This is a genomic window from Streptomyces albicerus (assembly GCF_008905045.1).
Classification (GTDB): domain Bacteria; phylum Actinomycetota; class Actinomycetes; order Streptomycetales; family Streptomycetaceae; genus Streptomyces; species Streptomyces albicerus.
The window spans coordinates 325991-338206 of sequence record NZ_VWMY01000001.1; the positions used below are offsets into that span (position 1 = coordinate 325991).

7 protein-coding genes are annotated in these 12216 nt (G+C 70.9%); all 7 read left to right on the plus strand.

Annotated elements, in window-relative coordinates:
• The first annotated feature begins 754 nt into the window (after positions 1–754).
• Positions 755–3250: a Pls/PosA family non-ribosomal peptide synthetase gene (locus tag GAS53_RS01515; RefSeq protein ID WP_404829161.1), complete on the plus strand. Its 2496-nt coding sequence runs from the start codon at positions 755–757 to the stop codon at positions 3248–3250.
• A 48-nt stretch (positions 3251–3298) separates the two neighbouring features.
• On the plus strand, positions 3299–5611 hold the full coding sequence (locus tag GAS53_RS01520) for a non-ribosomal peptide synthetase (RefSeq protein ID WP_151475514.1): 2313 nt from the start codon (positions 3299–3301) through the stop codon (positions 5609–5611).
• A 70-nt stretch (positions 5612–5681) separates the two neighbouring features.
• Positions 5682–6689, plus strand: coding sequence for a TauD/TfdA family dioxygenase (locus tag GAS53_RS01525; RefSeq protein ID WP_151475515.1), 1008 nt, complete (start codon positions 5682–5684; stop codon positions 6687–6689).
• Complete coding sequence (gene sbnB / locus GAS53_RS01530) at positions 6686–7795, plus strand: 2,3-diaminopropionate biosynthesis protein SbnB (RefSeq protein ID WP_151475516.1); 1110 nt, start codon at positions 6686–6688, stop codon at positions 7793–7795. Before GAS53_RS01525 ends, sbnB begins: the two co-directional genes overlap by 4 nt.
• Positions 7796–7834: 39 nt before the next feature.
• Positions 7835–8824, plus strand: coding sequence for a 2,3-diaminopropionate biosynthesis protein SbnA (gene sbnA, locus GAS53_RS01535; protein WP_151475517.1), 990 nt, complete (start codon positions 7835–7837; stop codon positions 8822–8824).
• An 82-nt stretch (positions 8825–8906) separates the two neighbouring features.
• Positions 8907–10541, plus strand: coding sequence for an acyl-CoA dehydrogenase family protein (locus GAS53_RS01540; RefSeq protein ID WP_151475518.1), 1635 nt, complete (start codon positions 8907–8909; stop codon positions 10539–10541).
• Positions 10542–10742: 201 nt separating this feature from the next.
• Positions 10743–12086, plus strand: a complete 1344-nt coding sequence (locus tag GAS53_RS01545) for a GAF domain-containing protein (RefSeq protein ID WP_151475519.1) — start codon at positions 10743–10745, stop codon at positions 12084–12086.
• Positions 12087–12216 lie beyond the last annotated feature (130 nt).

The window sequence follows — 12216 nt, forward strand, 5'->3', positions numbered from 1 at the left end:
CTGCACTCATCCCCCGGTGCGTCGGCCGGTGCGCACCGCGCCCGTGGGCCGTGCACTCCCCCCTCTTTCCGCCTTTGGTTCCGTCATCCGGTGGAAAAGCGGCAGCAACTCGGCAGAAATCGTAAAGGGAAATCGAACCCTTTTCCTTGTCATGACCTCGGTGGCCGAATCAGGGGCCCTCCAGAAGTGGAACGGGCAACCATACATACACCGCCCATACGGTGAGTTCCCCGGTGACACGGACGGACGAGACGATTCAGTGACGTAATCCATGAGGCGTCAAGCAGCGAGAAAGCGCCATAGAACGAAACGCCCTTGACCCGTTCATGAGCACACCGAAACAATTCGGATTGCATTCTGCTGGGCACGTGGGGACGGCTCAGTGGCACCACGACACGGGGGACTCAGAAGGGCCTTGACCAGGGCCCTACGCAGCCGCTTTGCCCGTGATCCGCGTGGGAACCACGCGGATCATGCCGTGCTCCACTGCGCCCTTTCACGCGGTCACTTCAAGCACTTCACGATCGACCTCTTCTCGCATGTAATTTCACTTCTGTGAGCACCATTCTTCCTTCCGGCACAGGCCTTTCTTCCGGCACACCGGAATCACTCAGGTTACACACGCATCGCGTGTCGCGTGTCGCTATTTCGCTGCGCCGTGAAACGGCCGGGGCGATTTCAACGTATTCCCATCCGAAGCGCAAACCGCTCCGAACAGTCCACAAGTACCAGTAATGACCATCTAGGAGATCAAGTGGTGGTAAAACCCGGCGAGGTCACGACAGCCGCTCCGGCCCGCTCCCCGGCGACCCGCGACCCGGTGAACGGCATCGAACGCGTGCTCGCCGAAGTGCTCGCCGGGGTCGTGAAGGCCGACACGGTCCCCGTCGACAGCCACTTCTTCGACGACCTCGGCGCCAACTCCCTGGTGATGGCGCACTTCTGCGCCCGGGTCAGGAAGCGGCCCGACCTGCCACCCGTGTCGATGAGGGACGTCTACGGCCACCCGACGATCCGCGGTCTCGCGGCGGCGCTCGCCGAGGTCCCGGACCAGTCACCCGCGCCGCCGCCCGAGCCGGCCGAGGCCCCCGCGCAGGGCAGCACCGCACGCTATGTCCTGTGCGGAACACTCCAGTTCCTGATCTTCGCGGCGTACTGCCTCCTCTCCGGAATCGTCACCGTGCGGGGGTACGAGTGGGTCGCCGCCGGAGAGGGTGTGGCGGACGTCTATCTGCGGTCGGCGGTCTTCGGAGGTGCCGTCTTCGTCGGCGTGTGCACCGTGCCGATCGTGGCCAAGTGGGTGCTCGTCGGCCGGTGGAAGGAGACCGAGTTCCCCGTCTGGAGCCTCGCCTATCTGCGCTTCTGGACCGTCAAGGCACTGCTGCACGCCAACCCGATGGTCCTGTTCGCCGGCAACCCGCTCTACGTGCTCTACCTGCGGGCGCTCGGCGCGCACATCGGCAAGGGCGTCACGATCCTCTCCCCCTCCGTCCCGGTCTGCACCGACCTGTTCACCGTCGGCGCCGGAACGGTGATCCGCAAGGACTCGTACTTCCTCTGCTACCAGGCGCACGCGGGGCGGATCCGCACCGGCCCGGTCACCCTGGGCCGTGACGTGTACATCGGCGAGAAGACCGTCCTCGACATCGGCACCACCATGGGCGACGGATCCCAGCTCGGTCACTCCTCCGCGCTGCACCGCGGCGCCGCGGTGCCGGCCGGGCAGCGGTGGCACGGCTCCCCCGCCCAGCGCACGGACGTCGACTACGTACGCATCGCCCCGGCGGAGTGCGGCACCGCGCGCCGGGTGGGCTACGGCCTGGCCACCCTGCTGCAGACGCTCCTGGTGTACCTGCCGCTCCTCGTCGGGGGTACGTACATGCTGCTCACGCTGGTGCCCTCGCTGGACGTGCTGCTCGACCGGGACACCCAGCACATCACGTCCGGGCGGTTCTACGCCGAGGCGCTGGGCCTGTCCCTCGCCCTCTTCCTGGGCTTCATCGTGGTCGGCTTCGCCGCGGTGTCCGTGCTGCCGCGGCTGCTCAACCTGGTGATCGAACCGGACCGGGTCTATCCGCTCTACGGCTTCCACTACTCGGTGCAGCGTGCCGTCGCGCGCTTCACCAACGTCAAGTTCTTCAAGTGGCTGTGCGGGGACAGCTCGTACATCGTCCACTACCTGCGGGCCATCGGATACGACCTCTCCCACGTCGAGCAGACCGGCTCGAACTTCGGGACCGAGGTGCAGCACGAGACGCCGTATCTGGCCTCCGTCGGCAGCGGCACGATGGTCGCCGACGGACTGTCGATCATCAACGCCGACTTCTCCGGTACGTCCTTCCGCGTCTCGCGCACATCGATCGGGCCGCGCAACTTCCTCGGGAACAACATCGCCTATCCCGCCGGGGGCCGCACGGGCGACAACTGCCTGCTCGCGACGAAGGTGATGGTCCCGCTCGACGGCGAGGTCCGCGAGGGGGTCGGCCTGCTCGGCTCGCCCAGCTTCGAGATCCCCCGGACCGTGGAGCGCGACACCCGGTTCGACCACCTTCGCGAGGGCGACGAGCTGCTCCGCCGCCTCGCCGCGAAGAACCGGTACAACCTCCGCAGCATGGGCCTGTTCCTGTTCGTACGGTGGCTGGACTGGTTCGCGCTCACGGTGCTCGGCTTCGCCGCCGTCGACCTGTACGGGGCACACGGCACCGTCGGCGGGCTGCTGATCGGTGCGTCCCTGATGGCCGGCCTCGCGTTCACCACCGGCTACTACGTGCTGGTGGAGCGCCTGATCTGCCGGTTCCGTCCGCTGGAGCCGCAGCTGTGCTCCATCTACGACCCGCTCTTCTGGCGGCAGGAGCGGCTGTGGAAGATCCCCGACACGCACGTCGGCATCTACAACGGCACCCCGTTCAAGAACCTGCTCTGGCGGCTGCTCGGGGTCCGCATCGGCCGCCGGGTCTTCGACGACGGCGCCTACATCACGGAGCGGACGCTCACCGCCATCGGGAGCGACAGCACGCTCGGCGCACACAGCAAGGTGCAGTCGCACTCGCAGGAGGACGGCACCTTCAAGTCCGACCACATCACGATCGGCGCGGGCTGCACGCTCGGCGTCGGCGCACTCGTCCACTACGGCGTGTCGATGGGCGACGGCGCCGTACTCGCCGCCGACTCCTTCCTGATGAAGGGCGAGGACGTCCCGACACGGGCGACCTGGGGCGGAAACCCGGCGGTCGCCCTGCGGAACGCCTGACGGCTCCGCGGCACACACGAAGAAGGACAACAGGGGGGAAGAAAGACCATGGACACGATCCCGAAGTGGACGCTCGATCCCGTGCCGGGCACGGCCGAGTACGAAGTGCCGCTGCCCGACGGCCTGTCGAGGGAGCCCGCCGCGCTCCTGGCCGCCCATGCCAAGGTCCTCGCCGCACTCTCCGGCGAGCGCGAGATCACGACCGGGTATGTCGCGGCGAAGGGCGAACGGCCGCTGCTCTGCCGGCTGACCGTCACTGCCGGCTCGTGGCGGGACCTGCTGCGGCAGGCGAACCTGGCGGTGCACGAGCCGGGGGACGGACCGGCCGCGTTCGAGACGGTCCTCGATCCGCACGGCGGCGATGTTCCCGAGGACACCGTGCTGCACGTGTCGGTCGACGACCGTACGCTCCGGCTGCGCCACCGCACCGACGTCCTCGACGCCGACGCCGCGTCCCGTATCGCCGGCTACCACCTCACCGCGCTCACCCTGCTCGCCGCCGACCCGGACGCCGAGCACGGCCAGCAGAGGCTACTCTCGGACGGCGAACTCCGCTTCCAGCTCGACGGGTTGGCCGGACCGCGGCGCGAGCTGCCGGACCGCCGGGTCCACGAGCTGTTCGAGGAGCGGGTGCTGGCGCATCCGGACGCCGTCGCGGCCATGCGCGGCGACGAGCAGTGGACCTACCGGGAGCTCAACTCCCGTGCGAATCAACTCGGCCGGGCGCTGCTGGCCCGCGGCCTGCGCCGCGAGGGTGTCGTCGCCGTGGTCATGGAACGTGATCTGGACTGGATGGCGGCCGTCCTCGCCGTCCTCAAGGCGGGCGGCGTGTATCTGCCCATCGAGCCGCACTTCCCCGCCGAACGCATCGCGGCCACGCTGACGCGCGCCGGCTGCGAACTCGTCGTCACGGAACACGGCAGCACCACCACCCTGGACGAGGCGGCCACGCACGCCCACACGCTCCACGTCGAGACGGCCTACGCGGAGAACCACCCCGACAGCGACCTCGGCATCCCCGTCGCGGCGGACCAACTCGCCTACATCTACTTCACCTCCGGGTCCACCGGCGAGCCCAAGGGCGCGATGTGCGAGCACGCGGGCTTCCTCAACCACGTCCACGCCAAGATCGACGACCTGGGGATCGGCGCGGGGCAGGTGGTCGCCCAGACCGCGCCCCAGTGCTTCGACATCTCCCTGTGGCAGCTGGTCTCGGCGCCGCTGGTCGGCGGCCGGACGCTGCTGGTCGAACAGGAAGTCGTCCTCGACGTCCCGGCGTTCGTGGACACGCTCGTGCGCGGCCCGGTCAACGTGCTCCAGGTGGTCCCGTCGTATCTCGAGGCCGTGCTGGCCGAGTTGGAGCAGCGCCCGCGCGAACTGCCGGACCTGCGCTGCGTGTCGGTCACCGGGGAGGCGGTCAAGAAGGAGCTCGTACAGCGCTGGTTCGCGGCCGAGCCCGGTATCCGGCTGGTCAACGCGTACGGGCTGACCGAGACCTCCGACGACACCAACCACGAGGTCATGGACCGGGCGCCGGACCACGAACGGGTGCCGCTCGGGCGGCCGGTCGGCAACGTACGCGTGTACGTGGTCGACGAGCACCTGAGGCCCGTACCGCTCGGCGCGCCCGGCGAGATCGTCTTCTCCGGAGTCTGCGTCGGCCGCGGGTACGTCAACGACCCCGAGCGGACCAGGGCGGCGTTCACCACCGATCCGTACCGCCCGGGCGAACGGCTCTACCGCAGCGGCGACCACGGCCGCTGGCTGCCCGACGGCAAGCTGGAGTTCCTCGGCCGCCGGGACAGCCAGGTGAAGATCCGCGGCTTCCGCATCGAGATCGGCGAGATCGAGAACGCGCTGCTGCGGGTGCCCGGCGTCAGGGACGGCGCCGTGGTGGTCGTACGGGGCACGCGGCTGGTGGCGTTCTGCGCCGGGGCCGAGCCGCTCGGCTCCGACCCGCTCGATTCCGGGGCCGTGCGGGAGCGGCTGGCCGCGTCGCTGCCCGCGTACATGGTTCCGTCGGCCGTCCACTGGCAGAGCAGCCTGCCGCTGACCGCCAACGGCAAGACCGACCGCAAGACGCTGACCGCTCTCGCCGAGGAGTCCGACCCCGTCGAGGACGGCTCGCGCGCGCCCGGCACGCCGAACGAGCGTCGCCTGGCGGCGGCCTGGGCCGAGGTGCTCGGCATTCCCCCGGACCGGATCGGCCGCCGGGACCACTTCTTCGACCGCGGCGGCACCTCGCTCGCGGCGGTGAAGCTGGCGATCGCCCTGGACCGGGCGATCACCCTCAAGGACGTCACCCGCCACCCGATCCTCGCGGACCTGGCAGGTCTGCTGGAACCCCCTGCCCACTCCTGAACCACGACCAGGCACACAACACCCGCACCCCCGCACGACCGGACACCGCAAGACCGAAAGGAAGCACACGATGTCGTCCTCATCTCCGACGCTGCTACCGGACGTCGAACTGCGCCCAGGCAGCCCTCCGATCCTGCGCGCCGACGCCGCGGGCAACACGGCGGGCTGGGCAGCCGAACACCGCGACGCGCTGCGGGCCGTCGTCGCCGAGCACGGCTGCGTCCTGGTCCGCGGACTGGGACTGCGCGACCCGGTCACGACCGGGGCCGTCTTCCGCCGCGTCACGGGCGATCGCCTGATGCCCGACCGGGAGTCCTTCGCGCCCCGGCGGACGTACGCGGACGGCGTGTACTCCTCGTCCAAGTGGCCGCCGAACCAGCAGATGTGCATGCACCACGAGCTGAGTTACGCGCTGGAGTTCCCCTCTCTGATGCTGTTCGCCTGTCTCGACGCGCCCGCCGAGGGCGGGGCCACCGCGGTCGCCGACGCGCCGGCCGTGCTCGACGCGCTGCCCGCGGGTCTCACCGAACGGTTCGAGCGGGAGGGCTGGCTGCTCACCCGGACGTACAACGACGAGATCGGCGCGACGATCGCCGAGGCCTTCGGCACCGAGGACCGCGCCGCCGTCGAGCGCTACTGCCGCACCCACGCGATCGAGTACACCTACCAGCCGGACGGCTCCCTGCGCACCCGGCAGCGCCGCAGCGCCGTGGTCCGCCATCCGGTGACCGGGCAGCGCTGCTGGTTCAACCAGATCGCGTTCCTCAACGAGTGGACGATGGACCCCGAGGTGCGCGAGTACCTGGTGGACGTCTACGGCTCCGACGGGCTCCCCTTCAACACCCGCTACGGCAACGGCGATCCGATCGGCGAGGACGTCGTACGGCTGATCAACGAGGTGTACGAGGCCCACACCGTGCGCGAGCCGTGGCACTCCGGCGACCTGCTGCTCGTCGACAACATCCGCACCGCGCACAGCAGGGAGCCCTTCGACGGCCCGCGCGAGGTGCTCGCCGCGCTCGGCGACCCGGTCCGGCTGACCGACTGCGCACCGACGATCGAAGTGAGGACCGCATGACCACCACAGGTGAGGACCACGCGACCACGGAGGACGAGGGCCGCACGACCGCGGCCGGGCCGGCCGGCCCGGCCGCCGGGGCGCTCACCCCTCCCCCGTTCTCCGTCATCTCCGGCGCCGAGGTCCAACAGGCCCTGGACGGGCGGGAGTCCGAGATCGTGGACCTCGTGGAGACCGTGTACCGGCTGCACGGCTCGGGCGACTCGGTGAATCCGCCGTCGTACTTCCTGCGCTTCCCGGACCGCCCGTCGTCCCGGATCATCGCGCTGCCCGCCTCGATCGGCGGGCCGGTGCGGGTGGACGGCCTGAAGTGGATCTCCAGCTTCCCGGAGAACACGGCGGCCGGGCTGCCGAGGGCGTCGGCCGTGCTGATCCTCAACGACCACGACACGGGCTACCCGTTCGCGTGTCTGGAGAGCTCGATCATCAGCGCCACCCGGACGGCGGCCTCGGCGGCGCTGGCGGCCGACCGGCTCAGCCGCGGCCGACCGCGCCCGGCCCGCGTCGGGTTCATCGGGACGGGTCTGATCGCCCGTTACATCCACACCCATCTGGCCGCCACCGGCTGGTCGTTCGAGGAGACCGGGGTGCACGACCTGTCCGCCGACAGCGCGGCCGGCTTCCGCGGCTATCTGGAGCGGTCGGGCGCCAAGGGCCGGATCACCGTGCACGACAGTGCCGAGTCGCTGATCCGCTCCAGTGACCTGGTGGTCTTCGCCACCGTCGCCGCCAAGCCGCACATCCACGACCCGGCGTGGTTCGCCCACGCCCCGCTGGTGCTGCATGTGTCGCTGCGCGACCTCGCTCCCGAGATCCTGCTCGCCTCGGCCAACTTCGTGGACGACGTCGAGCACTGTCTGAAGGCGGAGACCTCACCGCACCTGGCCGAACAGCTCACCGGTGGCCGGGACTTCATCGACGGCACGCTGGAGGACGTGCTGTCCGGGCGGGTGACCGTACCGGCGGACCGGCCGGTGGTGTTCTCGCCCTTCGGCCTGGGGGTGCTCGACCTCGCGGTCGGCCGATTCGTCCACGAGGAGGTGGCCCGGCGGGGCGGGCTGCACGTCGTCGACGGCTTCTTCCACGAGCTGCGCCGGCACGGCTGACCCGCTCGGGCGCCGTGCCACATGAAGGAGGGGGACAACATGCCCATCATTTCCGATCCCTCGGAGTTCAACGAGGACGAGCTCTACGTCGACCTGCGGGCGGCGCTGGAGCTCCCGCTCTTCCTGAAGTGCGAGGGATTCAACTTCGCCGGCTCGGTCAAGCTGAAGGCCGCCACCGAGATGGTGGACGCCGCCGAGCACGACGGCGTCCTGCGGCCCGGCTCGGTCCTGGTCGAGTCGTCGTCCGGGAACCTCGGCGTGGCACTGAGCGTGATCGCCGCCAGCCGCGGCTACCGCTTTCTGTGCGTGACCGACTCCCGCTGCAACCTGCCGACGATCCGGCTCATGGAGGCTCTGGGCAGCGTGGTCCACGTGATCGACCGGCCCGATCTGCACGGCGGCTTCCTGGGGGCCCGGATCGCGTATGTGCGCGCGCTGTGCGCCGCCGACGACCGGTACGTGTGGCTGAACCAGTACACCAACCAGGGCAACTGGCGGGCGCACTACCGCACCACGGCTCCGGCCATCGCCCGCCGCTTCCCGCACCTGGACGTGCTGTTCGTCGGGGCCGGCACCACCGGCACCCTGATGGGCTGCGCGCGCTGGTTCTGGCAGTGGCGGCGCCGGGTGCACATCGTCGCGGTGGACAGCGTCGGCTCGGTGACCTTCGGCGGGCCTGCGGGCCGCCGGATGATCCCCGGCCTGGGCACCAGCGTGCCGCCGGCGCTGCTCGACACTTCGTACGTGGACGACGTGGTGCACGTGGCGGAGTCGGACACCATCCGCGCCTGCCGCCGGCTGGCCGCCCGGGGCTTTCTGTTCGGCGGCTCCACCGGCACGGTGGTCCATGGCGCGTCCACCTGGCTGGCCCGGCACGGACGGCGGGACCTCACGGCGGTGGCGATCGCCCCGGACCTCGGCGAGCGCTACCTCGACACGGTCCACCGCCAGGGCTGGCCGGCGGACGTCCACGGCGAGGACACGCTCGGCGGCTCCGGCGAGCTGGCTGCCCTGTCGCGCCCGGCCTGACCGGTACGGCGGAGTCCGGATACCCGGGCCGGTGCGGCGGGCGTTTGGTGACGACCGCCGTACCGAGGGTAGGTTCCCAGACATGGCAGCCAGCACCCACACCGTGACCAACCAGGCTCCGCCGCTGGTCGAATATGACCTGTTCAACGCCGACCGCGCCCTTGCGGAGGCGGTCGACCGGCACCTCGACCCCCAGCTGCTCGACGAGGCGCACGCCGAGCTGTCGGCCCTCGGGCGGACGTCCGGATCGGCGCAGGTCCAGGAGTGGGGCAGGCTCGCCAACGAGAACCCGCCGAAGCTGCGCACCCACGACCGCTACGGCAACCGCATCGACGAGGTCGAGTTCCACCCGTCCTGGCACCGCCTCCTCGGCAAGGGCGTCTCGGCGGGCCTGACGGCGGCGTGGGCGCGGCCCGGCGGGCATGTGCGGCGCGCGGCCGGTTTCCTGCTCTGGACGCAGGTCGAGGCGGGCAACGGCTGCCCCCTGTCGATGACCCACGCGGCGGTGCCCGCACTGCGGACGGACCCGGCGCTCGCCGCCGAGTGGGAGCCCAGGCTCACGTCCACGATCTACGACCAGGACCTGCGGCACGCCGACGGGAAGGCCGGCGCGCTGTTCGGGATGGGCATGACGGAGAAGCAGGGCGGCAGCGACGTACGCGCCAATACGACATCCGCACGGCCGCTCGCCGAGGACGGGACGTACGAGCTGACGGGCCACAAGTGGTTCTGCTCGGCGCCGATGTCGGACGGCTTCCTGGTGCTGGCGCAGGCTCCGGACGGACTCACCTGCTTCCTGGTGCCGCGCGTCCTGGCGGACGGCACACGGAACGTGTTCCGCATCCAGCGGCTCAAGGACAAGCTGGGCAACCGGTCGAACGCCTCCAGCGAGGTCGAGTTCGACGGGACCTGGGCACGCCGGGTCGGGGACGAGGGGCGCGGGGTGCGCACCATCATCGAGATGGTCGCGGCGACCCGGCTGGACTGCGTGCTCGGCTCGGCGGGCCTCATGCGACAGGCCGTCGCACAGGCCGTGCACCACTGCACGTACCGCGAGGCCTTCGGCGGCAGGCTGGTCGACAAGCCGCTGATGCGGAACGTACTGGCGGACCTGGCCCTGGAGTCCGAGGCCGCGACGACACTCGCGCTGCGCCTCGCCGCCGCCTACGACGACGGGAGCGAGCAGGAGCGGGCCTTCCTGCGGCTCGCGGTGCCCGCCGCGAAGTACTGGGTGACGAAGCGCTGCACGCCGGTCGCGGTGGAGGCCCTGGAGTGCCTGGGCGGCAACGGGTACGTGGAGGAGTCCGGCATGCCGCGGCTGCTGCGCGAGTCGCCGCTCAACTCCATCTGGGAGGGCGCGGGCAACGTCCAGGCCCTCGACGTGCTGCGGGCGCTCCAGCGGGAGCCGGGGGCCCTGAACGCGTACCTCCAGGAGGTCGGCCGGGCCCGCGGCGCCGACCACCGCCTGGACGGCGCGATCAAGAACCTGCTGACCGAACTCGCCGACCTGGAAGGCATCGAGGGGCGCGCCCGGCGTCTCGTCGAGCGGATCGCGGTGGTGCTCCAGGGCTCGCTGCTGGTCCGGTTCGCGCCGTCGGAGGTCGCCGACGCGTTCTGCGCGTCACGCCTGGGCGGGGACTGGGGATCGGCGTTCGGGACCCTGCCGCACAGCCTGGACCTGGGCTCGGTGGTGGAGCGGGCGCGGCCCGTCCCGTAAGCGGTGGCCCGTCCCGTAAGCGGTGGTACGGCACGGGGGTGGTGCTGCGCCGACACGGCACCACCCCCGGTCGTTGCGCCAAGTTTTGGACACACCAAGGGAGTTCGCCAGGGTTGCAGGAGGTTGCAACCGGCCCGCACCCTGTGTGAAATCTCCGTTTCGTTTCCGGAGTGTCGCCCTCCGCGACGGACGGACGACACTATGAGACGTGCAGTCAGTACGCGGGAGGCCCCAGTGACACGCTCGCCGGTGGACGTGACGCGGCTCGCCGCCGTGGACGCGGCGCAGGCGGCGCGGGTACTCGACGAGGTCCGCAACGCCACGCTGGCCGGGCAGCGCGCCCGCCTCGATCCCCGGCCGGTCATCGGGGAGTCCTGGGAGCGCATGCTGCGCAACGGCGTCGACCCCGACCACGACTTCCGCGCCGGACTGCTCGCCCCCGACGAGATCGAGCGGCGGCGACGCGACTCGCCGCTGCGGCACGTCCTGCCGGTGCTGCGCGAGGGGCTGTTGTCGGTCGCGGACGCCGCCCAGCACATCATGGTCGTGGCGGACGCGGAGGGCCGGCTGCTGTGGCGCGAGGGCAGCAGGTCCGTGCTGCGCAAGGCGGACGGGTTCGGCCTCGAGGTCGGCGCGGACTGGGGCGAGAACGTCGTCGGTACGAACGGCGTCGGTACGCCCGCGGTCGTCCGCCGCCCCGTCCAGGTCTTCGCCGCCGAGCACTTCGTACGCACCCATGCCACCTGGACCTGCACGGGCGCCCCGATCACCGATCCGCGCGACGGCCGGCTGATCGGCGTCGTGGACATCAGCGGGCCGTGGGAGACGATGCACCCGGCGACGCTTGCGTGGGTGGACTCGGTGGCCAAGCTCGCGGAGGCGGGGCTGCGGGAGCGGCATGTGGCCGCGCTGGACCGGCTGCGGTCGGTGGCCGCGCCGATCCTCGCCCGGGTCGACGGCCGTGCGCTCGCCGTGGACAAGGACGGCTGGACCGCCGCGCTCACCGGCATGCCGTACGTGGACCGGGTCGCGCTGCCCAGGACGATCGGCACGGAGCGGATCTGGCTGCCCGCGCTCGGTGTGTGCTCGGTGGAACCGCTGCCCGGTGGCTGGCTGGTGCGGGCCTCGGACGACGAGAGCGCGCCGCGCGGGGTCACCCGGATCGTGCTGGACCTCGGGCAGCCGCGTCGCTGGTCGGTGGCCGTGGCGGGTGGCATGGGCGCCTGGACCCACGAACTGAGCCCGCGCCATGCCGAGTTGCTCTACCTCCTGGCCCTGCATCGCACCGGCCGCAGTGCCGCCGGTCTGGCCGACGACATGTTCGGTGACCCGGCCCGCACGGTGACCGTACGGGCCGAGATGTCGCGTGTACGCCGCTACCTCGGGGCCGTTCTGGCCCACCGGCCGTATCGTTTCTCCGAAGACGCCGAGGTCCAGGTGGTCCTGCCACCCGACCCCCAGGACCTGCTCCCCCACTCGACGGCCCCGGCGATCCTCCGCTCCCGGGCTGCCGCCTTGAACTCCGGGCAACTCAGGATGGGTTGAACCCGGGTGCCGGTACGGCTATTTTCTCGCCCCCGCTGAAAATCAGCCTCTCCGGCGTTTGAGGAGCGGGGGTTCGGGGGCTGGCCCCCGAGACGGGGTCTGGGGCGGAGCCCCAGAAGGATGGGACGGG

Bases quoted from the DNA above. Each gene is read 5' to 3' on its own strand.
- GAS53_RS01520 (WP_151475514.1), top strand. From the start codon at position 3,299: ATGGACACGATCCCGAAGTGGACGCTCGATCCCGTGCCGGGCACGGCC.
- GAS53_RS01525 (WP_151475515.1), top strand. From the start codon at position 5,682: ATGTCGTCCTCATCTCCGACGCTGCTACCGGACGTCGAACTGCGCCCA.
- sbnB (WP_151475516.1), top strand. From the start codon at position 6,686: ATGACCACCACAGGTGAGGACCACGCGACCACGGAGGACGAGGGCCGC.
- sbnA (WP_151475517.1), top strand. From the start codon at position 7,835: ATGCCCATCATTTCCGATCCCTCGGAGTTCAACGAGGACGAGCTCTAC.
- GAS53_RS01540 (WP_151475518.1), top strand. From the start codon at position 8,907: ATGGCAGCCAGCACCCACACCGTGACCAACCAGGCTCCGCCGCTGGTC.
- GAS53_RS01545 (WP_151475519.1), top strand. From the start codon at position 10,743: ATGAGACGTGCAGTCAGTACGCGGGAGGCCCCAGTGACACGCTCGCCG.